24 protein-coding genes and 3 tRNA genes are annotated in these 23,020 nt (G+C 68.7%); 10 read left to right on the top strand and 17 right to left on the bottom strand.

Annotated features, from left to right (window positions below; genetic code table 11):
* The first annotated feature begins 141 nt into the window (after window positions 1-141).
* The 6 genes from ACX80J_RS07615 to ACX80J_RS07590 all read left to right on the top strand — a co-directional run bounded on the left by ACX80J_RS07615 (window position 142) and on the right by ACX80J_RS07590 (window position 6,208).
* Window positions 142-1,185 (top strand): substrate-binding domain-containing protein, encoded by a 1,044-nt coding sequence (locus ACX80J_RS07615; protein WP_459345837.1) that lies wholly within the window; start codon window positions 142-144, stop codon window positions 1,183-1,185.
* Between the two features lie 88 nt (window positions 1,186-1,273).
* Window positions 1,274-2,446, top strand: coding sequence for a Gfo/Idh/MocA family protein (locus ACX80J_RS07610; RefSeq protein WP_459347454.1), 1,173 nt, complete (start codon window positions 1,274-1,276; stop codon window positions 2,444-2,446).
* Window positions 2,447-2,536: 90 nt separating this feature from the next.
* Entirely contained in the window at window positions 2,537-3,535 is a 999-nt protein-coding gene (locus ACX80J_RS07605) for a sugar phosphate isomerase/epimerase family protein (protein WP_459347343.1), read from the top strand.
* A gap of 167 nt (window positions 3,536-3,702) precedes the next feature.
* Window positions 3,703-4,527 (top strand): ammonia-dependent NAD(+) synthetase, encoded by an 825-nt coding sequence (gene nadE, locus ACX80J_RS07600; protein WP_459347342.1) that lies wholly within the window; start codon window positions 3,703-3,705, stop codon window positions 4,525-4,527.
* A 26-nt stretch (window positions 4,528-4,553) separates the two neighbouring features.
* Window positions 4,554-5,363: an exodeoxyribonuclease III gene (locus ACX80J_RS07595; RefSeq protein WP_459346166.1), complete on the top strand. Its 810-nt coding sequence runs from the start codon at window positions 4,554-4,556 to the stop codon at window positions 5,361-5,363.
* Window positions 5,364-5,368: 5 nt separating this feature from the next.
* Window positions 5,369-6,208, top strand: coding sequence for a hypothetical protein (locus ACX80J_RS07590; protein WP_459347453.1), 840 nt, complete (start codon window positions 5,369-5,371; stop codon window positions 6,206-6,208).
* 60 nt (window positions 6,209-6,268) lie between these two features.
* Here the strand turns inward: ACX80J_RS07590 and ACX80J_RS07585 are convergent, their stop codons facing one another.
* The 13 genes from ACX80J_RS07585 to ACX80J_RS07525 form a co-directional block, all read right to left on the bottom strand.
* Window positions 6,269-7,279, bottom strand: a complete 1,011-nt coding sequence (locus tag ACX80J_RS07585; RefSeq protein WP_459347341.1) for a LacI family DNA-binding transcriptional regulator — start codon at window positions 7,277-7,279, stop codon at window positions 6,269-6,271.
* Window positions 7,280-7,283: 4 nt separating this feature from the next.
* Entirely contained in the window at window positions 7,284-8,171 is an 888-nt protein-coding gene (locus tag ACX80J_RS07580; RefSeq protein ID WP_459347452.1) for a carbohydrate ABC transporter permease, read from the bottom strand.
* 74 nt (window positions 8,172-8,245) lie between these two features.
* A complete protein-coding gene (locus ACX80J_RS07575) occupies window positions 8,246-9,211 on the bottom strand; it encodes a carbohydrate ABC transporter permease (RefSeq protein ID WP_459346164.1) in 966 nt (321 codons plus the stop codon).
* Between the two features lie 143 nt (window positions 9,212-9,354).
* The gene (locus tag ACX80J_RS07570; RefSeq protein ID WP_459346163.1) at window positions 9,355-10,704 is read right to left on the bottom strand and encodes an ABC transporter substrate-binding protein; all 1,350 of its coding nucleotides are present in this window, start codon (window positions 10,702-10,704) and stop codon (window positions 9,355-9,357) included.
* A 180-nt stretch (window positions 10,705-10,884) separates the two neighbouring features.
* Entirely contained in the window at window positions 10,885-11,562 is a 678-nt protein-coding gene (locus ACX80J_RS07565; RefSeq protein WP_459347340.1) for a hypothetical protein, read from the bottom strand.
* On the bottom strand, window positions 11,559-12,161 hold the full coding sequence (locus ACX80J_RS07560; RefSeq protein ID WP_459346161.1) for a DUF6286 domain-containing protein: 603 nt from the start codon (window positions 12,159-12,161) through the stop codon (window positions 11,559-11,561). The genes ACX80J_RS07565 and ACX80J_RS07560 overlap by 4 nt, the downstream gene beginning before the upstream one ends.
* Window positions 12,158-12,532 carry a hypothetical protein gene (locus tag ACX80J_RS07555; RefSeq protein ID WP_459347339.1) on the bottom strand — a complete coding sequence of 125 codons (375 nt, stop codon included), beginning with the start codon at window positions 12,530-12,532 and terminating at the stop codon, window positions 12,158-12,160. The genes ACX80J_RS07560 and ACX80J_RS07555 overlap by 4 nt, the downstream gene beginning before the upstream one ends.
* A gap of 28 nt (window positions 12,533-12,560) precedes the next feature.
* On the bottom strand, window positions 12,561-12,752 hold the full coding sequence (locus ACX80J_RS07550) for a DUF2273 domain-containing protein (RefSeq protein WP_087072727.1): 192 nt from the start codon (window positions 12,750-12,752) through the stop codon (window positions 12,561-12,563).
* 7 nt (window positions 12,753-12,759) lie between these two features.
* Complete coding sequence (locus ACX80J_RS07545) at window positions 12,760-13,218, bottom strand: Asp23/Gls24 family envelope stress response protein (RefSeq protein WP_459347338.1); 459 nt, start codon at window positions 13,216-13,218, stop codon at window positions 12,760-12,762.
* A 96-nt stretch (window positions 13,219-13,314) separates the two neighbouring features.
* The gene (locus ACX80J_RS07540) at window positions 13,315-13,812 is read right to left on the bottom strand and encodes a hypothetical protein (RefSeq protein ID WP_459347337.1); all 498 of its coding nucleotides are present in this window, start codon (window positions 13,810-13,812) and stop codon (window positions 13,315-13,317) included.
* Between the two features lie 202 nt (window positions 13,813-14,014).
* A tRNA-Phe gene (locus tag ACX80J_RS07535) sits at window positions 14,015-14,087 on the bottom strand.
* A 70-nt stretch (window positions 14,088-14,157) separates the two neighbouring features.
* Window positions 14,158-14,231: transfer RNA gene (locus ACX80J_RS07530), tRNA-Asp, on the bottom strand.
* A gap of 86 nt (window positions 14,232-14,317) precedes the next feature.
* Window positions 14,318-14,390 (bottom strand) — tRNA-Glu (locus ACX80J_RS07525).
* Between the two features lie 203 nt (window positions 14,391-14,593).
* Between ACX80J_RS07525 and ACX80J_RS07520 the strand changes: the two genes are divergently transcribed.
* A complete protein-coding gene (locus tag ACX80J_RS07520) occupies window positions 14,594-14,965 on the top strand; it encodes a metallopeptidase family protein (RefSeq protein WP_459346157.1) in 372 nt (123 codons plus the stop codon).
* Window positions 14,966-15,011: 46 nt separating this feature from the next.
* On the opposite strand, the gene ACX80J_RS07515 is transcribed toward ACX80J_RS07520, so the two are convergent.
* Window positions 15,012-16,025, bottom strand: a complete 1,014-nt coding sequence (locus ACX80J_RS07515; protein ID WP_459347336.1) for a universal stress protein — start codon at window positions 16,023-16,025, stop codon at window positions 15,012-15,014.
* Between the two features lie 266 nt (window positions 16,026-16,291).
* Here ACX80J_RS07515 and ACX80J_RS07510 point away from each other — a divergent pair, with 266 nt between their 5' ends.
* Window positions 16,292-16,936 carry an FAD-dependent monooxygenase gene (locus tag ACX80J_RS07510; protein WP_459347335.1) on the top strand — a complete coding sequence of 215 codons (645 nt, stop codon included), beginning with the start codon at window positions 16,292-16,294 and terminating at the stop codon, window positions 16,934-16,936.
* Window positions 16,937-16,952: 16 nt separating this feature from the next.
* On the opposite strand, the gene ACX80J_RS07505 is transcribed toward ACX80J_RS07510, so the two are convergent.
* Window positions 16,953-17,579 carry a copper resistance CopC family protein gene (locus tag ACX80J_RS07505; RefSeq protein WP_459347334.1) on the bottom strand — a complete coding sequence of 209 codons (627 nt, stop codon included), beginning with the start codon at window positions 17,577-17,579 and terminating at the stop codon, window positions 16,953-16,955.
* A 160-nt stretch (window positions 17,580-17,739) separates the two neighbouring features.
* Here ACX80J_RS07505 and ACX80J_RS07500 point away from each other — a divergent pair, with 160 nt between their 5' ends.
* Window positions 17,740-19,191: an NCS2 family permease gene (locus tag ACX80J_RS07500; RefSeq protein WP_459347333.1), complete on the top strand. Its 1,452-nt coding sequence runs from the start codon at window positions 17,740-17,742 to the stop codon at window positions 19,189-19,191.
* Window positions 19,192-19,358: 167 nt separating this feature from the next.
* Here ACX80J_RS07500 and ACX80J_RS07495 read toward each other — a convergent pair whose 3' ends face one another.
* Window positions 19,359-20,180, bottom strand: a complete 822-nt coding sequence (locus ACX80J_RS07495) for a 3-hydroxybutyrate dehydrogenase (RefSeq protein ID WP_459346152.1) — start codon at window positions 20,178-20,180, stop codon at window positions 19,359-19,361.
* 117 nt (window positions 20,181-20,297) lie between these two features.
* Between ACX80J_RS07495 and ACX80J_RS07490 the strand changes: the two genes are divergently transcribed.
* Window positions 20,298-21,215 (top strand): LysR family transcriptional regulator, encoded by a 918-nt coding sequence (locus tag ACX80J_RS07490; protein ID WP_459346151.1) that lies wholly within the window; start codon window positions 20,298-20,300, stop codon window positions 21,213-21,215.
* A 54-nt stretch (window positions 21,216-21,269) separates the two neighbouring features.
* Here ACX80J_RS07490 and ACX80J_RS07485 read toward each other — a convergent pair whose 3' ends face one another.
* Window positions 21,270-23,000: a cation:proton antiporter gene (locus tag ACX80J_RS07485; RefSeq protein ID WP_459347332.1), complete on the bottom strand. Its 1,731-nt coding sequence runs from the start codon at window positions 22,998-23,000 to the stop codon at window positions 21,270-21,272.
* Window positions 23,001-23,020 lie beyond the last annotated feature (20 nt).

Here is a 23,020-nt window from a genome sequence, read left to right as displayed (position 1 = left end):
TAACACAATACGTCGATTCTCGGTAGAAAGGCGTCGATTTCTGCGCACCTTCTGTTATTGTGATCGTAGTCACGCGGGTTGCACCGTTCGTTCCGGGATTGCAGCTTCGACGAAGACCACTTACTCAAAGAGGAGAGACACATGCTTGCACTTCGTACGGGCCGGAAGATGCTCATCACCACCGGTGCCTTTCTTGCAGTAGGCACCCTGGTCACCGGGTGCACCGAGGGGTCGGAAGACACCAACACGCAGCCCACCAACGCATCGGTCGAAGGTAACCAGGCCGAGGGGGACACCGTGGTCATCGGCTTCTCCGGACCCGCCGCGGACCATGGCTGGCTGGGTGCCATCAACAGCGCCGCTACCGCAGCTGCCGAGGAATTCCCGGACATCGATCTGCGCGTAGCTGAAGGAACGAACGACGCGAACCTGCAGATCAGCCAGGTGGAGCAGTTCATCAACGACCGTGTCGATGCGATCGTCCTGCTGCCCACCGACGGTGCTGCACTGACCCCGGTGGCCATCCAGGCCATGGAGGCCGGGATTCCCGTCATCAACGTCGACCGGGAATTCTCGAGCCCGTTCGCGGCTCGCGCCACCGTCCTGGGCGACAACTACGGAATGGGCGTCAGCGCCGGCACCTACATCTGCGAGCAGCTCGAGGGCAACGACGATGCGATCGTCGCCGAGATCGCAGGCATCGACTCCCTGCCCCTCACTCAGGACCGCAGCCGGGGCTTCAAGGACGCCTTGGACGCCTGCGGGCTCGACGTCGACAACCGCGTCGCCGCCGACTTCACCGTCCAGGGTGGCGAAGCAACGACGTCGCAACTCCTGTCAGCAGCCCCGAAGATCGACGCCATCTGGAACCACGACGACGACCAGGGCGTAGGCGTCCTGGCCGCCATCGACAACGCAGGCCGTGACGAGTTCTTCATGGTCGGCGGCGCCGGCTCAGCCAACGCCATGCGCGAGATCCAGTCCGGCGAGAGCGTCCTGCAGGCCACCGTCATCTACCCATCCACCCAGGCAGCGGACGGCGTCCGCATGGCTCGCCTGATCGCCCAGGGCAAGGCCATGAGCGATCTCGTGGAAGTTGAAGTCCCGAAGCGCGTCGTCCTGAACGCACCGGTCGTCACCAAGGAGAACGTCGAGCAGTACCTGCCGACGGCCTTCGAGTCGTAGGACAGTGACGGGTGGGGGTCCCTGTTGTTGACAGGGACCTCCACCTCGGGTCATCAGCTTGGACAACTGCCGCCGGATAAGAGGAAACATGCACAACGACGTAGCACCCCTGAGGGTCGCACTGATCGGACACGGCTTCATGGGAGCCGCCCATTCGCAGGGATGGCGGGTTGCCCCACGCTTCTACGACCTGCCAGCCCAGCCGGAAATGACACTACTCGTCGGACGGAATGCGCGCGGGGTGGAAGCAGCCGCTTCCAAGTGGGGTTGGAGTGAGACCACCACCGATTGGCGGGCCGCCATCGCCCGTGACGACATCGACGTCGTCGACATCGTCACTCCCGGTGGCTCGCATGCCGAAATCGCCATCGCTGCGCTCGAGGCAGGCAAACACGTCCTGTGCGAAAAGCCGCTCGCAAATACCCTCGAAGAAGCCGAAGCAATGGCTGCCGCGGCAGACAGCGCCGGCAAGGATGTCTTCGCGATGGTCGGCTTCACCTACCGCCGTGTTCCCGCCGCAACCTTCGCAAGGGACCTGGTCCGGTCAGGCGCGATCGGTGAGATCCGACAGATACGCGCCGCTTACCTGCAGGACTGGCTGGTCGACGCAGAGGCACCCCTGACCTGGCGCCTGCAGAAGGACCATGCCGGTTCCGGCGCCCTCGGGGATCTTGGTGCGCACGCCGTCGACTTGGCGCAGTTCATCACCGGCCAGAAGATCATCGGCGTCAGCGGCATTCTCAATACCTTTGTCCACGAACGACCCCTGCTCGGCCAGGCATCAGGGCTCGCCGGTACGGCCGCAGCCGAGCGCGGGCGCGTCACCGTGGACGATCTTGCTCTGTTCACCGGCCGTTTCGACGGTGGCGCGATCGGTTCGTTCGAAGCCACCCGGATGTCCACGGGTCGCAAGAACGCGCTCCGCATAGAGGTTGCCGGCTCCACCGGCGCCATCTCCTTCGACCTGGAAAACATGAACTCCCTCGGCTTCTACGATGCGACGGCGCCCGACACACGACAGGGATTCACCGACATCATGGTGACCGAACCAGCCCATCCCTACATTTCCGCGTGGTGGCCTACAGGACATCTCCTGGGCTACGAGCACGGCTTCACCCACCAGGCGAAGGACTTCGTCGAAGCGATCGCCGAAGGCCGCCAGCCCGAACCGTCGTTCGCCGATGGCCTGCAGGTGCAGAAGGTGCTCAACGGTGTGGAGCAGAGCGCGGGCGCCGAGAGCGTCTGGACCAGAACCGTCTAGAACGGGTCTGCGAACCGAGCCGAAGCCACTCCCCGGCGACGGCGACCAGACGGCGGAGCATCCCGCCCCTTCCCTACAAGGAGACATTCCATGGCACGCAACTTCACCCTGTTCACCGGCCAGTGGGCCGATCTGCCCTTCGAGAAGGTCGCCGAGCTGGCCGGCCAGTGGGGCTACGACGGCCTGGAGATCGCCGTCTCCGGTGACCACCTCGACGCCTGGCGCTGGGACGACGACGCCTACATCCAGGACCGCCTCGACATCCTCGAGCGCAACGGCCTGAAGGTCTGGGCCATCTCCAACCACCTGAAGGGCCAGGCCGTCTGCGACGACCCGATCGATTTCCGTCACAAGGGCATCGTCGGCGCCCACGTGTGGGGCGACGGCGACCCCGAAGGCGTGCGCCAGCGGGCAGCGGAGGAGATGAAGCTGACCGCGCGCCTCGCGCAGAAGCTCGGCGTCGACACCGTCATCGGCTTCACCGGATCCTCCATCTGGCAGTACGTGGCCATGTTCCCGCCGGTGTCCGCGGACGTGATCGAGGCCGGCTACCAGGACTTCGCGGACCGCTGGAACCCGATCCTGGACGTCTTCGACGAGTGCGGCGTCCGGTTCGCGCACGAGGTCCACCCCTCCGAGATCGCCTACGACTACTGGTCCACCCAGCGCGCCCTCGACGCCATCGGTCACCGCCCCGCCTTCGGCCTGAACTGGGACCCGAGCCACTTCATGTGGCAGCAGATCGACCCCGTCGCGTTCATCTCGGACTTCAAGGACCGGATCTACCACGTGGACTGCAAGGACACGAAGATGCGCATGGGCGGGGGTCGCAACGGTATCCTCTCCTCGCACCTGCCCTGGGGCGACCCGCGGCGTGGCTGGGACTTCGTCTCGACCGGCCGCGGCGACGTGCCCTGGGAGGACAGCTTCCGGGCGCTGACGGCCATCGGCTACACCGGGCCCATCTCGGTCGAGTGGGAGGACGCCGGCATGGACCGGCTGCAGGGAGCGCCCGAGGCCCTCGCCTTCCTCAAGCGCTTCGACTTCGCCCCGTCGGAGACCTCCTTCGACGCCGCCTTCAGCCAGTAGGCTCCCGGACCGGGGGCACCTCAGGCCGCCGCACCGTCGTCGTGCATCCGGCGCGTCGGCACCGTCGTCGTGCTCCCAGCGCCGCCGCGCCGCCGTCCTACACCCGGCGCGGCGGCCAGGGTCCCCGACGTAACCCCGTCGAAACGCGACCGGAGTAGCCTAGGTGGATGCGTGAACTCCAGGCACAGATCATTGAGGAAATGGGCGTCCAGCCCACCATCGACCCTGCTACGGAGGTCCGCCGCAGGGTCGGGTTCCTGAAGGACTACGTCCGGTCGTCGGGCACCCGCGGGTTCGTCCTCGGCATCAGCGGCGGACTGGACTCCACCCTGGCCGGCAAGCTCGCCCAGCTCGCGGTCGACGAACTGCGGTCCGAGGGCATGGACGCCGACTTCATCGCGATGCGCCTCCCCTACAACGTCCAGAAGGACGAGGAGGACGCGCAGGCCGCCCTCGCCTTCATCCAGCCCCGCACCTCGAAGGTGTTCAACGTGGCCCCCGCCGTCGACGGCATCCAGCAGGAGTACGCGGACACCACCGGTGAGCCCATCTCGGACTTCACCAAGGGCAACACGAAGGCCCGTGCCCGCATGGTGGCACAGTACGCCGTCGCGGGGCAGCACAACCTCCTCGTGATCGGGACGGACCACGGCGCCGAGTCCGTCACCGGCTTCTTCACGAAGTTCGGCGACGGCGGAGCCGACATCCTGCCCCTCTTCGGGCTCAACAAGCGCCAGAACCGCGCCCTGCTTCAGGAACTGGGAGCACCGCCGGCCCTCTACAACAAGATCCCGACGGCGGACCTCCTGGACGACCTTCCCGGCCGGGCCGACGAACACGAGCTCGGGCTCACCTACGAGCAGATCGACGACTACCTCGAGGGGCGCGAGATCGATCCGGACGCCGCGAAGTCGATCGAGCACCGCTACTGGATCACACGGCACAAGCGGACGGTGCCCGTGACCCTGTTCGATTCGTGGTGGCGGGAGTAAACACCGCCGTTGGTAACGTAGGGTCCGTGAAGATCGCCACCTGGAACGTCAATTCCCTCCGCGCCCGCGCCGACCGTGTCGAAGCCTGGCTGAACAGGTCCGACGTCGATGTCCTGGCCATCCAGGAGACGAAGTGCAAGGACGACAACTTCCCCTGGGAGTTGTTCGAGAACAGCGGCTTCGAAGTGGCGCACTTCGGCCTCAGCCAGTGGAACGGCGTCGCGATCGCCTCCCGCGTGGGGCTCGACGACGTCGAGCGCACCTTTCCCGACCAGCCCACCTTCGGCAAGCCCGGCACCGAGGCCGTGCAGGAAGCACGGGCCATCGCCGCTACCTGCGGAGGTGTCCGCGTCTGGAGCCTGTACGTGCCCAACGGGCGGGCCCTCGACGACCCGCACATGCCGTACAAGATCGAGTGGCTCGACACGCTCCGTGGCCACGCCCGGCAGTGGATCACCGAGGACCCGCAGGCGCAGATCGCCCTGATGGGCGACTGGAACATCGCCCCACAGGACGAGGACGTGTGGGACATCGACCTCTTCGTCAACGGCGGCTACACCCACGTCAGCCCGCCCGAGCGCGCCGCGTTCCAGGCCTTCCTCGATTCCGGGTTCGCCGACCTCGCGCGTCCGTTCACGCCCGGGCCCGGCTCCTACACCTACTGGGACTACAAGCAGCTGCGGTTCCCCAAGAAGGAGGGTATGCGCATCGACTTCGTCCTCGGCTCGCCCGCCCTGGCCGCCCGTGCCGCCAACGCCTTCGTGGATCGCGAGGAGCGCAAGGGCAAGGGTGCCTCGGACCACGCCCCCGTCGTCGTGGAACTCAGCGAGCCGTGAGCCGGATGGGCGGTGGTGCCCGGCCGTTTCCCTACGTCTCCTATCTCCGCGTCTACGAGCCCCTCGACGCCTTCTCCGATTCGCAGCAGCTCGCCATCCTGGAACAGCGCGGGCGGGAGCGCGAACTGACCGAGGCGATCGAGCACGAGCAGTCCCTGCGGCGCATTCTGCGCACGGTGTCGGATCCGTTCCCGCACCATGAACCGGACCTCGTCCGGGTGACGCACTTCCCCAGCCTGAACGGGACGACGGCGCCGTACTACTGCCCCAACCAGCTGGCCGTCCGCACCACGCTCGCCGCCGAGTCACTCGACCACAGCCTGCGCGGACCCCTGATCGATGTCCTCGTTCCCGACGTGGCCCGCGAGGCCCACCAGGCGAGGCTGGACCCCGACACGTTCGCCGATTCCGTCGCGAAGCTGCACACGCGATCAGCGACGTGGGGGGTGCCGTTCGCCTGGTTCGCGCTGATCCACGAGGACGACCTCACGGAGGTCGTCGAGGACGACGGCCGGGTCTCCACCGTGCGGATCACGGCGAGGATCGGCGACTGCATCGACCGTGGACGGCGCTCGGTCGCCCAGCTCGCCATCGGCGCACCGGAGATGGACCTGCTCGACGAGCTCACCGAGATCGTCGAGTGGCTGGAGGTCTTCCGGCGCGACGCCGTCGTGGAGGTGGACTACGGCCCCGTGGCGGACAGGGTCTTCCCGGACGATTCGCCGATGGACGTCCGGCTGGGCATCGAGAGCCTCGCCGAAGCGGACATGATGGGCGCGGCCGCGTCCTACCGCCGCCTCGCGTCACGGTGGATCCCGATCCGCCAGCTCGCGCGCGCCTCCTGACGCACGGGGCGGCCTGCTCCTCCTGAGCAGACGGGTGACCGGCTGATCGACCCGGGCCGCTCAGCCCCTGGCCGGTCCCGTCGAGTCCCGCTCGACGAGCAGGTGCGGCCGCGGGGGCGGGTAGTCGGCGGGCTCGTTGCGCAGCAGTTCACCGAGCAGTAGCTCGGCTGCGTACGCCCCCTGGTCCTCGGGGTCCTGCCGGATGGTGGTCAGGCCCATGGGCTCGGAGAATTCGTGGTCGTCGATGCCGATGACCGACAGTTCACCGGGAACATCGATGCCGAGCTCCGCCGCGGCCTTCAGCACGCCGAACGCCATCTCGTCGGACGAGCAGAACACCGCCGTCGGCCGGTCCGCCGGGTCGGCGAGCAGCGCGAGCGCGGACACGCGCGACGTGGCGAACCGGAAGTCACCGAAGGCCGACCAGTCCTCGCGCACCGGGAGCCCGTGGTCGGTCATCACCTGCTGGAAGGCCTGCTGGCGGATCCTCGGCACCTGGAAGTCGATGTCGAAGGAGCCGCCGCCCCGCATGTGCGCGATCCGCGTGTGGCCGAGGCCGATCAGGTGCTCCACGGCGTCGCGGGCCGCCTTCGCGTCGTCGATGCCGACGTGCCGGACACCCTCCACAGCGCCGCCCACCACGATGTTGGGGTACTCGAGCTGCTGGACGGCCTTCCGCTCCTCGTCCGTCAGGTGCATGGACATCACCAGCAGGGCGTCGATGCGCTTGCGGAGGATGGAGCGGTGGAACACCCGGTCCCGGTTCACGCCGTCGCCGCCGAGGCTGAACAGGATCAGGTCGTACCCGGCGGCGCGCAGCTGGCGGTCGACGCCCTCGAGAACGGCGGAGAAGTACCAGCGGTCGATCACCGGGACGAGGACGCCCATCGCCATGGTGCGTCCGGAGGCGAGTCCGGAGGCGGACGACGACGGCACGTACCCCAGCTCCTTCGCGGTCGCGTTGACCCGCGCGCGCGTCTCCTCGGCCACCCCCGGCAGCCCGCGCAGGGCGCGGGACACGGTGGCCGTGGAGACACCGAGGTACGCAGCGACGTCGTCGATGCTGGTCATGCTCTCAGCCCTTCAGGCCGCCGGCCAGCAGACCCCGCACGAAGTAGCGCTGCAGACCGAAGAACACTGCCAGCGGAACGATGATGGACACGAAGGCCCCCGCCGTCAGACGCTGCCACTCCCCGCCGCGGGAGCCCTGGATCTCGGCCAGACGCTGCGTGATAGGCGCGACGTCGGCCCCACCACCGGAGAACACCAGCGCCACGAGGAGGTCGTTCCACAACCAGAGGAACTGGAAGATCCCGAAGGAGGCCAGCGCGGGCGTGGCGAGCGGAATGATGATGCGCCAGAAGATGGTGCTGTGTCCGGCCCCGTCCACGCGGGCTGCCTCGATGACCTCGCCCGGGATCTCCGCGATGAAGTTGTGCAGGAGGAAGATGGCCAGCGGCAGTCCGAAGATCGTGTGGGCGACCCAGAGCTGCGCATAGGTACCACTCGGCAGTACCTGGAAGTCGCCGAACTTGAGCACCTTCGTGAACAGCTGGAGGAGCGGGATCAGGGCCATCTGCAGGGGGACGATCTGCAGGGCGAAGACGAAGATGAACAGGCCGTCCTTCCCCTTGAACCGGCCCCACGCGAACATGTACGCCGCCATGGCGCCGAGGACCAGCGTGAAGACGGTCCCGGGAATGACGATGGCCAGCGAGTTCACGAAATAGGAGAGCAGGTTGGGCGACTGACTTCCTCCGGGGCTGAGGACGTCGGCGTAGTTCTCCAGCGTGAACTGGCGGTCGATGAGGACGTTCCACCAGCCGTTGCCCTTGATGTTGTCCTCGGGGCGGAAGGACGAGATCAGCAGTCCGAACGTCGGGACGGTCCAGATCACGGCGATGATGATCGCCGCGGCAGTGGCGCGCCGCGACGTCAGCCGCTGCTTGACCCGTTTCTGCATGGTGGGCCGCCCCTGGGTCGCGTCATCCTTGACGTCCGGCAGGAGCCCGTTCGTGTTGTCCAGCGGCACAGTGCTCATCGGATCTCCTTCTGCTTGCGGAGCAGCCGGGCGTTGTAGACGACCACGGGCAGCACCATCAGGAACAGGACCAGCGCCAGCGCGGCGCCCCTGCCTGGCTCACCTGCCCGAAACGCCTGGGTGTACATCTCGTTGGCGACCACTGACGTCTCGTACTGGCCTGCGGTCATGGTCCGGACGATGTCGAAGACCTTGAGGGTCCCGATGGTGATGGTCGTGATGACGACGATCAGTGAACCGCGGATGGTGGGGATGGTGACGTTGCGGAACTGCTGCCAGGCGCTGGCGCCGTCGAGCCGTGCGGCCTCCACGATCTCCGTGGGGATGCCCTTGATGGCCGCCGACAGCACCACCATCGCGAAACCCGTCTGGATCCAGATCATGACGGCGATGAGGAAGAAGGTGTTCTCCGGGGCATCGAGCAGGAACTGCTTGGGCTCCTGGCCCGCCCAGACCAGGATCTGGTTGAGGAGCCCGATCTGGTCCTGCTCGGCGCCCTTGTAGGCGTAGACGAAGCGCCAGATCACGCCGGCACCGACGAACGAGATGGCCATGGGCATGAAGACCAGCGCCTTCAGCGCCTTCTCGCCGCGCGCGCGGTCGATGAACACCGCGTAGGCGAGTCCGATCGAGGAGGCGAGCAGCGGGACGAGGACCACCCAGATCAGCGTGTTCCTCAGGGTCACCAGCGCCTCCGGCTGCGTGAACATCCAGACGAAGTTGTCCAGTCCGACGAACTCCCCCTTGGGGTTGGTCAGGGAGAGGTACGACGTCTGGAGCGCCGGGAACACGAGCCCGGCCAGCAGCAGGATCAGGGCCGGGGCGAGGAAGGCTGCGACCTGGACCTTCTCGCGTCCGGATTTCGGCGCCCGGTCCACGACCAGCATGATGAGTCCGATGATGGCCGCGAAGATGGCGAGCCCCACCACCACCTGTAAACCTTTGTCAGCAAAATCTTCCACAGCCCAGCCTCCTTGGTGCGCGTGATGAAAGTGATCTCGGGGAAGCGCGGAACCGCAAGGCCTCGAAGGGGTGCGGCCTGCAGTACCGACGGCGGCTGGTGCCACCACCTGTCGTCAGGGCGGTGGCACCAGCCGTCAGTGCATCAGGACGCGGGCCAGCTGTCCTCGACCGTCTGCGTGACTTCCTCCGTGGAGGAACCGTTGATCCAGTTCACGATGCCACTCCAGAAGGAGTTGGAACCGACGGCGCCCGGCATCAGGTCGGAGGCATCGAAGCGGAACACCGTGTTGGGATCCTGCAGCAGCTCGATGGACTGGCGGTCGAGGTCCGATCCGGCGAGCTCGGGGTCCAGCCCCTTGTTCGCGCTGATCGCACCACCCTGGGATACGCGGGCGTTGGCGAACTCGGCAGTGGCGAGGTACGTCTGCAGTGCGACGACCTCGGGGCGGTCCGCGTACGCACCGATCATTTCACCGCCACCGGTGATGGCGGTGCCATCGGCCGGGTCGACGGGAGGGGTCATGAAAGCCCAGACGTCTCCGTCTTCGGCGACGTTCGTTCCTTCGGGCCAGTTGGCCGCCTGGAAGGATGCCTGGTGGTGCATGGCGCACTGGCCGTCGAGGACGGGCTGACCGGCCTCGGCGAAGGCGGTGGAGAGGATGGAACGGGAGTCCCCGAAACCGCCGTTGACGTAGTCGTCGTTCTTGAGGATGTCGCCGACGCGGTCGAACGACTTGACGATCTGCGGATCGTTGAACGGGATCTCGTGGGCAACCCACTGGTCGTAGACCTCGGGGCCGTTGTCGCGGAGCACTGCGTCCTCGACCCAGTCGGTTCCCGGCCAGCCGGTCGCTTCACCGGATTCGAAGCCTGCACACCAGGGCTTGATGTCTTCTTCCTCGCTGGCGATCTTCTCAGTCAGCTCGGTCATCTCGTCCCAGGTGGTGGGGACTTCCCAGCCCTTCTCCTCGAAGGTCGCGGGGACGTACCAGACGTAGCCCTTGATGTTCGCGAGCATCGGCGCGGCGAAGAAGGTGCCGTCGACGGTGCCGTACTTCTTCCAGTCCGCGGACCAGCCCTCGTCCACGAGATCGGAGACCTCCTGGGGGGCCGGCTTCAGGTTGCCCGCCTGGGCTGCCAGGAGACCCGGCTGCGGGAAGATGGCGAGATCCGGTGCGGTGCCACCCTGCGCGCGGACGCCGATCTGGGTCTCGAACTCCTTGGACCCCTCGTAGGCGACCTCGATGCCGGTGCACTCGGAGAAGTCGGCCCATGAGTTCTCGAGCCGCTCGGCCTCGACGTCGACGATGGTCGAGTACACGCTGACCTCGGCGTCCTCGAACGTCCCGTACGACTCGTAGGCGGCGCAGTCCGCATCCCCCGATCCGCCCGCGCTCTCCGAGCCGCCTGATCCGCACCCGGCGAGCGCGAGGAGGGAAACACTGAGTGCTGCAGCGGGCAGCACCAACTTCCGTGAGCGAGTTTTCGCCATTGAAACAGACTCCTTTGTCCAGCGGCCCCCAATGCTTCGGATCCACGGCGAACGTCGCCGTGGACCAGGATTGTGCCGCCTCACTGTATGGGTATCGCAACAGTAAGCGCTTACATGCACCGTCACAAGCTTCGCGCCCTGCTTCCGGCATTCGATACCGAAACGTGACACGGCTGCTGGTCAGGTGACGCGCTCGGCCCTCGTGAAGCGCACACGGGCACCGGATCGGATGCTGATGAGGACCGGGGTGCGGTATCCCGTGACCACGTCCAAGGCCTCGACGAGCCGGGAGACCTCGGCAGCGGTCGCGTAGGGCGGCACGCCCTTCCTCGGGAACACCCGGACGCGCAGTCCCGGGACCCCACGGACCTCCCAGGTGCTGACGGAGGCGCCCGCGAGGTCGGTGCGCTCGAGCAACGCGGCCTTCAGGGCCTGCTCCACGGCTGCGGCCGTGATGACGACCGAACCCGCCGTCCCGCCGTCGCCCGTGTCCCGGCCGCCCGTACCCCGGCCGCGAGCGTCCCGGCCGCCGGAAGAACTACCGGCGCGCCAGTCGACGGACGCGAAGAGTCCTGTCCTGCCCCTGCCCTGCGCAGCGATCCACAGTGCGAGCAGCACGATCAGGACCAGGAGTGCGGCCGCGAGCGCGAGCCACAGCCACGTGTCCGACTGGCCTTCGAGCGTGGTTGCCCGCCGCACCCGGTCGATCCCTCCGCCCACACGGGGAGCGGTGGACCCCCACCAGGCGGCGACGGCGGGCAGCGTGAGGACGGAGAGGCCTGCGGCCCCTGCGGCAAGCAGAAGGAGTCCGATGACGGCGAGGACGAGTCGGTTGAGCAACCGCGGCGTGGTGTTCACTGCCCGATCACCCCCGATTCCGCCACGGCGACGATGATCCTCGGTGCCGGCTCGACGCTCGAGAGCCGCAGGTCGTCCGCGACGGCAGTGCGGACGGCCTCGACGTCGACGGGGACACCCGAGGTCGGCCGGACCTGTACCCGCACCGAGGCGCGGCTGATCGTCACCAGGACCTGTTCCGGTGCCACTCCTGCCGCAACCCGCGCCCGGCGCGCCAGCGAGGACGCCACGACCTCGGCGTCGACGACGATGGCGGCCCGACCGTCCGGGATGGTGTAGCGGGCCTGCCTGCCGGGCAGGACCGCGAGGAGGAGAAGCAGGGCGCCGAGGACGAGCAGGAGGACGGATCCCGCTCCGAGAAGGGAGGCGGGTGCCGCGCCGGGCAGGGCGCCGAGCCAGGCGGCCGCAGCTTCGACGTCGAGCAGGAACGGCTCGTCCCCCACGCCCTTGAGGATGGCCTCGAACAGCAGGACCAGGCAGGCCGCGATCAGGAGGGCACCCGTCACCACCGACGCCACGGCCCGCGACGAATACAGTTCCCGGCGGACGAGGCGGGCCGTGGATGCCGGCGTCGACCGGTCGAGCGGATCGGGACTCACTGCACCCTCACCCCCTTGGTGACGGTGCTGCCGATGATGCGGATGTCCACTCGGCTCAGGCGCGCTCCCGTGAGCTCCTGGACGCGCTCGAGGATCGGCATGCGCACGGCATCGGCACGCGCCCAGAGCGGCCCTCCGAACGACTCGACGATCCCGGGGTCGTCGAGGACCCGGGTGAGCGGAGGCACCGGCAGCGGCAGTGCGAGCAGGAGCGCAAGGAGCCCCCGGTCGTCGGAGAACGAGGCCCGGATCTGGGCGGGCTGCACCCCGAGTACTTCCGCGGCGGCGGCCTGCGCCGTGCTGGTGAGGGCCTGGGTGGTGATGCGGTTGTGCCCCGACGTGGCGCTCGGGGGCAGGGGGGCGGCCGTCATGCGCGGACAGGAGGGAGGGACTCGGCTGTCACGAGGACGAGCGTCGGCCGGAGAGGGCGTCGACGACGCCGCGCAGGTCGAGCTTGCCCTCGAGTGTGCGCCCCACGAGGGCTCCGCAGAGCACCAGGACGAGGGTCAGCACGAAGCCCCAGAATCCGAAGATCAGGGCCGCGAAGGCGAGCACCGCTCCTGCGGCCATACCGATGGTGGTGGGAGTCATGAGTACCTCACTCGGCTCGGTGCTGGACCTGGGAGGAGCCCGTAGGACGGACGCGTTCGACCGTCCTGGGTTCTGCCGGTGGCGGGAGATGCACGTCGAGGACCTCCACGTTGACCTCGATGACCTCGAGCCCGACCAGTTGCGTGAGGGCGTCGTACACGGCAGCGCGGACGGCATCGGCGAGGGCATGGAGTGCATAGCCGTACTCCGCGACGAGGCTGACGTCGACGGCGAGCTGCGTCAGGCCGACTTCGACCTTCACCCCCTGCGAGAGGTCATTGGCTCCGACGGCGTCCCGGATCGCGCCGAGCGCGCGGCCGGCCCCGAGTCCGAGCGAATGGACACCCGGCACCGCCCGTGCGGCGATGGCGGCGATCTTGACCGCGGCCTGGTCACCGATGACGGTCCGTCCGGCAGCCGTGTCCTGCAGGACGGGCAACGGACGTCCCGTGGGTTGCTCGATCATCGAAGAAGGCCCCTTTCGCTTGTGCCCAGCCTAAGCCACGCCACCAGGACCTGGATGGAGCAGCGGGGAGCGGTGCCCCTGCCGGCCGCAGGACGATCAGGAGCGGGTACAGTGCCGGGCGAGCCAGTCCTGCACAGGCACCATGGAATGGCGGAAAGCCTTCTCATCGAAGGTGCCGGACCCCTCGGGCGGTGCCTCCACCGAATGGGCGAGCGTGGTGAAATCGTCGTACAGCTCGGCCGGCACCTTGTCCCGCAGGTCGAGGATCTGCTGCTCGAGGGCGAGGAGTTCCTCCGGATCCGATGTGGAGCGGAGACTCAGGGGGGCGAGCATGGCCGTGGTGACTCCGCCCGCTACGAGAACGCAGGAGGCCGAGGGATCCTGGCCGGCAGCTGCCCCCGTCTCCCGACCCGTCGCCGCGCCCTCCCCCGGCAGGGCGGGGTCCTGCAGCGGTTCGGAGGGTGCATCCGGCTCCGGGGAGGGGCTGGCGGGCATGGTGAGCATCGTCTGGGCCGGCACGGGCCCGCCCTGACTGCACCCTGCGAGGGCGAGGGCCAGCACGCCCAGACAGGCAGCGGTGTGCAGGAGTCTCACGAATGCCCTTTCGTCTCGGTGCGGGGCCGGAGGTTCAACGCTCGGAACCCCGACTAGTATCCCGGGTGGCACCGGGCGGCGCGGGCTTGCCGCGACACCACGGCCCGTCCGCGCGATGCTACGACCTCAACCCCGGCCTTTGCTGGGAGCGGGCACACGAAAAAACCCCGCGTTCCCTGGGGAACTGCGGGGTTTTCAGCAGTGGCTCCGACCGGCGTCGATCCGGTGACCTTTCGATTTTCAGTCGAACGCTCTACCAACTGAGCTACAGAGCCTTGCGACCATCTTCCGATGATCACCGTATCCAGCCCGGCCGGACTCCCCGAGGGGATCCAGCCGCCTGAGCGACCCTGACGGGACTTGAACCCGCGACCTCCGCCGTGACAGGGCGGCGCGCTAACCAACTGCGCTACAGGGCCTTGCTAACTTCCTTGCTGTTTTGCAAGAGTTCCAGCCTACCAGCACTTTTCGTTCCGGTTGACCGCCCGTGAAGGCGTCTCCTGCGTACCCCCAACGGGATTCGAACCCGTGCCGCCGCCGTGAAAGGGCGGTGTCCTAGGCCGCTAGACGATGGGGGCCTGGACCACAGTTCGGGTTCCTGCGACCTTCCGGAGAGCAAGCATTTCCGGCGGATCATTCCCTGTCGTGGACCTATAAAACTATAGGGGCAGATTCTCGATTCCACAAAATCGGCGGGACCGGGCACGCGGGACGCGGCCCCGCTCCCGACGGGAGCCTCCTGCGGCAGGTCAGCAGGTCGGGCGGTCTGTACGATCTTCTCGTGCCATTCGAGATCCCACGGGAAGAGTTCGACGACGCCGTCGACGACGCCATCGACAGGATCCCCGACGACCTCGCCCGTGCGATGGACAACGTGGCCATCTTCGTCGTCGAGGAGTACGAGCCCAGGCCGGGGGAGCCCGCCGATACGGAGCTGCTGGGACTGTACGAAGGGACGCCCCTCACGGAGCGGGACTCGTGGTGGGACGCGGGGTCCCTGCCGGACCGCATCAGCATCTTCCGCGGGCCCCTCATGCGGCTGTGCTCCACGCGGGAGGAATTGGTGGAGGAGATCCTCGTGACCGTGGTGCACGAGGTCGCCCACCACTTCGGGATCGACGACGACCGGCTCCACGAACTGGGGTGGAGCTGACCCGGCCCGCTCCACGGAGCGGGCGGCCGGGCGTCGCCCGGCCCGATCAGCGGACCGGTGCGATCATCGGACCGAACGAGCTCCGGTCCTCGAGCCGCGGGTCCGGCCTGTCAGGAACCACCAGCACGGGTCCACGCGCGTGATGCAGCACTCCCTGGCTCGTCGACCCCATGAGCATGCCCGCGAAGCCGCCGCGGCCCCGCGTGCCCACTACCAGCAGCTCCGAGGTCGCCGACGCCTCGATGAGCACCTCGGCGGGGGGCCCGTCCATCAGGTCCACCCGGATGTCCACGTCGGGGTAATGGCTCTTGAGCCAGTCGCGGCCGGCTGCGAGCTGCACCGCGAGGTCCGCATGAAGCGCCTCCCGGTCTACGGGTGCCGGTACCCAGGCGAGCGATCCGTTGAAGGGTGCGACCGAGCAGATCACGCGCAGGGACAGACCCCTGGACCGCGCCTCCTCCGCGGCGGCGAGCGATGCCATGCGGGCCTGCTCCGAACCGTCCACGCCCACCACCACGACGGGTTCCACGGCGGCGGCCGGCTTGTCCTTCCCCGGTTTCCGGCCGAGCTCCGGATGCCCCAGGCGTGCTCCCGTGCACACCGGGATGACCGCCGTCGGGCACTTGGCATGCGCGGGCAGGGCGCTGCTGACCGAACCCAGCAGGCGGCCCACGAAACCGCCGCGGCCGCGGGAGCCCACGACCATCAGTTCGGCCTCCTCGGAGAGATCCAGCAGCACCCCGGCGGCGTCACCGGTCTCGATCCGCGGGTGCACGTCCACGGCGATGCCCTCGAGGTGGGCGACCGCCTCGTTCAGCACGCTCTGCGCGCTCTCACGGATGACCTCGTCGTCCACTGTCGCGTAGCCCGCATCCATGCTCGACGCCGCGAACACCGGCACGGTGTAGGCGGTCACGACGTACAGCGGAGCCTTGCGCCTCTCGGCCTCCCGCGCGGCCCACAGCAGGGCGCAGGTGCTCTGGTCGGAGCCGTCCACGCCGACCACGATCCCGTGCTGCGCCAGCCCCTGCGACGATTCTTCTGCGTGCCCTCTGCCCACGGCAGGCCTCCCTCGGTCGCGTGCCCCAGCCGCCCGAAGCGGCCGGTCCCCCATTTGTAGCGCACTGGGGTTCGCCGGTCTATCCACGGTCTGAAAAGTTATATAGGCTTCAGGGACCCGTAGCGGGGGCCGGCCCTCAAGAGCCGGGACACCCCTGTGCGTAGTGCTCTTGACTGACCCGTTCGCAGCCAAGAGTCCGTACGGCCCGGAAGAGGCGCCGGGCCGTACGGGATTCTGCTTCGTGTGGAGGTAACTCGGTGGATTCCTTGCCGCTTGACGCTGTCCGCTCTGCCTCCGCGATGTCCGCGGCCACGGAGCACACGAGCACCGTCGTCATCGGTTCCGGCCTGTCCGGTCTCGCCGTCGCGAGCGAGCTCAGCCGCCGCGGCATCGACTCGATCGTCGTGGAAAGCCTCGAATGCTTCGACTCCGGTGCCATGCGCACGGTCATGACGGATTCCGTCTCCCTCTCGGAGCGCACAGAACTCATGCGGCTCCTCCGCGGCTATGCCGCCGCGCACCATCTCGATGTCCGGCAGACCACGGTCGCGGAACACCTCAGCATCATCGGACACCCGAAGCTGATCACGGGCCCTGTGGGCCGCAAGAAGTGGGCGGTGCAGACGGCCGACGGCGTCCTCCTCGCCGACCACGTCGTGCTCACCAAGTACCCCCAGAACGAGCTGCGGAAGTTCCTGCGCTCCATGGGCATCGCGATCGGCCGCGACTTCAAGACGGCCCTCCGCGCGATCGGACTGCACCTCGTCGGCGTCGGCGAACTGCTGACGCCGACAACCCGGGAGATCGTGCGCCAGGCGAAGCTCGTGAGTGACGCCATCGTCGAGCAGGGGCCGGCCGCCCTCAACCGCATCACCCCGCCGCGCGTGACCCTCTCGCCGCTCAGCGCCTAGTCCTCCTTGCCGGCTCCTACTTGCCGGCGCCGAGCCGCTTCCGGGCCGTCACGGCGAGCGCGACGGTGATCGCCACCAGCGCCACGATCATCAGCAGGATGCTCCAGGGGAAGTCGCTGACTCCGGCCGTCTGCGTCTCTGCGGCCGGAGCGTCCTCCACATCCACCGGGCCCTGGGTGGTCGCGGCGTCCGGAACCGTCGTCGAGCCCTGCTGGGTGGTGAAGACGAAGGTGCCCTCGATGGGGTGCGAATCCGAGGACACGACGCGCCAGTTGACGGTGTACTCCCCGGCCTGTGCACCTGAGCGCAGGGGCTGGGTGGCCGTCCGGTCGACGATCTGCACGGGCCCGTCGGCCCAGTCCGTGCCGGACGCGTCGAGGACCTGCACCTGGGCGCCGATCCCGGACGGCACGTTCGAGAAGCTGAGTTCCAGGCTGGGCGGCAGCACCTCGATGGTGGCGCCCGACGCCGGATTGCTGCCCGCCAGTTCGTCGTGGGCGTTCGCGGCGGCCCCGCCTCCGAGGAGGAGGGCGAGTGCCAGCAGGACGGCCCCGACGAGGGCTCCGCCCGACAGGGCAGGACGACCCCGTCCGCCGTGCGCGGTCACCGGGTACTGGACGGGCAGAAGAGGAAAGGCAGCCATGAGCCAACCCTACGCGGAGACCCTGATGAGGTGCTGGACCTCCTACAGGAGGCCGGGGGGGAGATGTCCCGTGACGGCCGTCACGGGACATCTCCCGGCTGCATGCTCGGGATAGAATTCATCGCGATTGCTCCCCGACCCTTCCGCCCTAGGATCCCCCATGCTCAAAACTGGTTCCGCGCTGGATCGCTACTTCGACATCACGCAGCGGGGGTCGACGTTCTCACGCGAGATCCGCGGCGGCCTCGCCACCTTCTTCGCCATGAGCTACATCGTGGTGCTCAACCCGCTCATCCTCGCCGGCGCCGATTCCTCGGGCGCTGAACTCGGCTTCGAACGGGTCGCCGCCGTGACCGCGCTGGTGGCCGGCATCCTGACCATCGTCATGGGCGCGTGGGCCAAATACCCGTTCGCGCTCGCCACGGGACTCGGCGTCAACGCGTTCGTGGCCATCACGGTCGCGACCAACCCCGGCCTGACCTGGCCGGACATCATGGGCCTCGTCATGCTCGCCGGCGTCACCATGCTCGTCCTGGTGCTGACCGGGTTCCGGACGGCGGTCTTCAATGCCGTCCCCGAGAGCCTCAAGACGGCGATCGTCGTAGGCATCGGCCTGTTCATCGCCCTGATCGGCCTGGTCAACGCGGGCTTCGTGCGCCGTGTGCCCGACGTCGCCAACACCACCGTCCCCGTCGGCCTCGGGTTCGGTGGGGTCCTCCTCGGCTGGCCGACCCTGGTCTTCGTCTTCGGCCTCATCCTGACCATCGCACTCGTGGTCCGGAAGGTGCGTGGGGCGATCCTCATCGGCGTCCTGGCCGCGACGGTACTCGCCGTCGTCATCGAAGCCGTCGTCAACGTCGGCCCGAGCGTCGCGCCTGGCCAGGAGCCCAACCCCGCAGGCTGGTCCCTCGTGGTTCCCGAGCTGCCCACCGGTTCATGGGTCGGTGTACCGGACCTGAGCCTGATCGGCAACGTGAGCCCGTTCGGCGCCTTCGGGCACCTCGGCGGGACCGCTGCGATCCTGCTGACCTTCACGATCCTCCTCAGCATCTTCTTCGACGCGATGGGCACGATGGTCGGTCTCGCCAACGAGGCGAAGCTCGTCGACGCCAGGGGGAACATCCCGGGCGTCAACCGGGTCCTCGTGGTCGACGCCCTGGGCGCGGTCGCCGGTGGTGCCGGTTCGGTGTCGTCCAACCAGATCTACGTCGAGTCCGGCGCGGGCATCGGAGAGGGTGCCCGGACGGGCCTCGCGAACGTGGTCACCGGCCTGCTGTTCCTCCTCGCGATGTTCTTCACCCCGCTCATCAGCCTCGTGCCGTTCGAGGCCGTCGCGCCCGCCCTCGTGGTCGTCGGTTTCATGATGGTGTCGCAGGTCGGCCGCATCGACTTCGAGGACTGGGGTGTCGCCCTGCCGGCCTTCCTCACCTTCACGCTCATGCCGTTCACCTACTCGATCGCGAACGGCCTCGGTGCCGGCTTCATCGCCTTCGTGCTGATCCGCGCCATCCAGGGCCGTGCGCGCGAGGTGCACCCGCTGATGTGGGCCGTGGCCGCGGCCTTCGTGGTCTTCTTCGGCATCGGGCCCATCGAGGAACTCCTCGGCATCTGATCGCTACGCCCCGGCAGGAGCGACGACGGCGGCTGGGGGACCGCCGTCGTCGCCCGTTGATGGGGCGCCTGCCCTTCGGGGCGCCTGACCTTGGCGCGCTGCATTTCAGTGCGCCTGTCCTTCGGCGGCACCGTCACCGTCGGCGGCACCGTCGGGACCGGTGCAGGTCAGCGGGCCGACCAGCCGCCGTCCATGACGTAGGACGAGCCCGTGACCATGCCGGCGTCGTCGCCCGCGAGCCACGCGACCAGGGAGGCGACCTCCTCGGGCTCCACGAGGCGTTTGATCGCGGACTCGGTGAGCATAATCTTCGACAGCACCTCGTCCTCACTGATGCCGTGCAGGCGCGCCTGGTCCGAGAGCTGGTTCTCGACCAGGGGCGTGCGCACGTAGCCCGGATTCACGCAGTTGCTCGTGACGCCGTGCTCCCCGCCTTCGAGGGCGGTGACCTTCGAGAGCCCTTCCAGTGCGTGCTTCGCCGTGACGTAGGCCGACTTGAAGGGCGAGGCTCGCAGGCCGTGGACGGAGGAGATGTTGATGATCCGCCCGAAGCCCCGCGCGTACATCCCCGGCAGCGCGGCACGGATCAGCAGGAACGGCACCTCGACCATGAGCTTCTGGATCCGGCGGAAGTCCTCCGGGCGGAAGTCCTGGATGGGACTGACCGTCTGGATGCCGGCGTTGTTCACGAGGATGTCCGCGTCGAGCGTGAGGTCCTCGAGGGCTCGAGTGTCGAGCAGGTCGACCGCCCAGGACTCCCCCTCCAGCTCCTCCGCGAGGGCCGACGCGCCCCGTGCATCGCGGTCGGCGACGACCACCTCGGCCCCCCGGGCGGCGAGGGCCCGCGCGCAGGCCGCGCCGATGCCGCTCGCCCCTCCGGTGATCACCGCCCGCCGGCCGGCAAGGCCGCCCGCCTGCTGCCCGAGGGTCTCGGAACGGTTGTGCGCTGCAGGACCGGGGCGCGCCGCAGCCGCTTCGTCGAGGCTCATGGCTCTCCTTCCCGTACGTGGTGGCGGGGGCGCTCCCCGCACTCCTCCTGAGTATTCCTGCAGGGCGGGGACCGACCAATGACCACTTCGGCACCCCTCGTCTGCGATACTGCACAGATGGTTGCCCCCAATGCCCAGGATCTCCTCGTCCTGCGGGCCGTCGCCCAGAGCGGGCGGTTCACCACCGCGGCCGATTCCCTGGGCCTGAACCACACGACCGTCTCCCGCAGGATCGCGGCCCTCGAGAAGGCGCTGGGAGGCCATGTCCTCTCCCGCAGCGCGGGTGGGTGGGAACTGACGGACCTGGGCCGGCGCGCTGCCGATGCGGCGGCGGGCGTGGCTGCGGCCGTCGCCGAACTGTCCGGCGACGACGCCGGGACGTTGACCGGCGTCGTGCGCATGAGTGCCACGGACGGTTTCAGTGCCTTCATCGCCGCCCCGGCCTTCGCCCGCCTGCGGGCCGCCAATCCCCGGCTCAGCATCGAGATCGTCGCCGCCACGCGCAGGGCCTCGCAGACGCGCACGGGACTCGACTTCGAGGTGGTGGTCGGGGAACCGCAGGTGCACCGTGCCGAGGCGACGCGGCTCGGCGCCTACGTGCTCGGGCTCTACGCGTCACGGGACTACCTCGAGGCGCACGGCTCGCCGTCCGACCTGGCCGAGGCGGTCACCCATCCGCTCGTCTACTTCATCGACTCGATGCTGCAGGTCGACAGCCTGGACGCGCCGCGGCGCCTGCTGCCCTCCATGCGTGATGCCCTGAGCTCCACCAACGTGTTCGTCCACGTCGAGGCAACGCGGGCCGGCGCGGGGCTCGGCCTCCTCCCGTGCTTCATGGCGAACCGTCATCCGGACCTCGTGCGCCTCCTCCCGGACCTGGTCGCAGAGCAGCTCGACTACTGGCTCGTGGTCCGGCCCGACTCGCTGCGCCAGCCCGCTGTCGCCGCCGTCGTCGAGGCGCTGCGGGAGCGGACGCGGTCGCTGGAACCGCAGCTCCTGGGCCGGTCCGCTTCCACCGGCGCGCCGCACCACTGACGTCCCCGACCCGTCCCGCTCCGCGAATCGCGGGACGACGGACCGCGCGGACGACTAGGACGAACCGCCCCGGGGGCGGAGGCGCGTCTCCTCGACGTCCAGGATGCGCTGGGCCTTCGCCAGCACCCGCGACGAATAGGTCCCGCGTGACCGCGCCGCGAGCAGTGCCTCACGCTCTGCCGCGAGCACGGCGAGCCGCAGATCCCGGTACTGGCGGTGCGGCGAGCGCACGAGCTTCTGCTCCGGCAGCCGGGCCTTCTCCCACTCGAATTCGCTGCGCATGCCCGTGTCCGTCCGCACGCGGTCCAGCACGTCGTCGTCCACCTGGACGTCCTCCCCCATGACGGCCTGCGGATCCTCCAGCACGCGCAGCCCCTCGGTGCGCAGCTCGTCGAACAGCGTCGCCGCCTCCTCGCGGTCGGTGTCGACGTCGATGCCCTCGATCCTGAGCACCCGGATGAGCGCCGGCAGCGTGCTGCCCTGCACCAGGAGCGTGGTGACGGCGACGGTGAAGGCGATCAGCACGAGTTGCTCCCGGTAGGCGAACGACGACGGCAGGGATTGCGCCGCGGCGAGCGTCACCACCCCGCGCATGCCCGACCAGCCGAGCACCGTGGCCCCCTTCCAGCCGAACCCTTCGCGCCGTTCGAGTTCGAGGTCCGCCTGACGGCGGTGGTACATCCTCGTCAGGGCCCGTTTGCGGCGCTCCTGCCGCGCATCGAGGGTCCGCTGCTTCTTCAGCCGGCCGAGGCCGCGGCGCAGCTGCAGCGTCCGGCGCTCCGCCCTGCTCGGCAGCCGCCGCATCAGCAGCACGAGGGGGAACACCCAGAGGAACCGCAGGACGATCAGGGCGAGGGTCGCGACGAGGCCGATCACCACCGTCTGCTGCACCGTCAGCAGGGACTCGTCGATGTCCTGCAGCAGGCCCCGGAGCTCCAGGCCGATCAGCAGGAACACGCCGTTCTCCAGCAGGAACTGGACGGTCCGCCAGTTCACGTTCTCGCTGATGCGTGCGCGTGCGTCGAAGTGGCTCGCACTGCGGTGGCCCGTGTAGATCCCGGCCACCACGACGGCCAGCACACCCGAGGCGCCGAGCTCCTCGGCGGGGAGGAACGCGATGAACGGCACGGCGAGGGACAGCGCGGTGTCCAGGACGGGGTCGTCGAGCTTCGAGCGGACGAACACCGTCACCACCCCGACGGCGTAGCCCACCACGGCTGCCACGGTGACGGCGTAGGCGAAGTCGCCCACCGCGGAACCGAAGCCGGTCAGGGCTCCTGCCGAGGCGGCGATGGCACTGCGCAGCAGGACGAGCGCCGTGGCGTCGTTGACCAGCCCTTCGCCCTCCAGCACGGTCAGCAGGCGGGGCGGCAGTCCGAGCCGCCGCCCGATCGACGTGGCGGCGACGGCGTCGGGCGGGCTGATGACGGCACCGAGGGCGATCGCCGCGGCGAGGCCGAGGTCTGGCAGCAGGGCATGGAGGAGCAACCCCGTGGCCAGGGCCGAGACGACGACGAGCGCCACGGACAGGCTCGCGATCGGCGTGAGGTTGCGGCGGAAGTCCGTGACGGGCGTCTTGATCGCCGCGGCGTAGAGCAGGGGCGGCAGGACGCCGGCCAGGATCCACTCGTCCGGGATGCGGAAGCTCGGCACCCCCGGGACGAAGGAGAGGACGATGCCGACGACGACGAGGATGAGCGGGGCCGCCACGCCGACGCGCTTCGACAGGACGGCGACCGCCACGAGGACGGCGATTCCGATGATGCCCAGCAGTCCCAGTTCCACCGTGCAAGCCTAGTGGTCGT

This window comes from Arthrobacter rhamnosi, from assembly GCF_054510975.1.
Note: the sequence above shows the minus strand (reverse complement) of the source record. Positions and strands in the feature narration are given on the sequence as shown.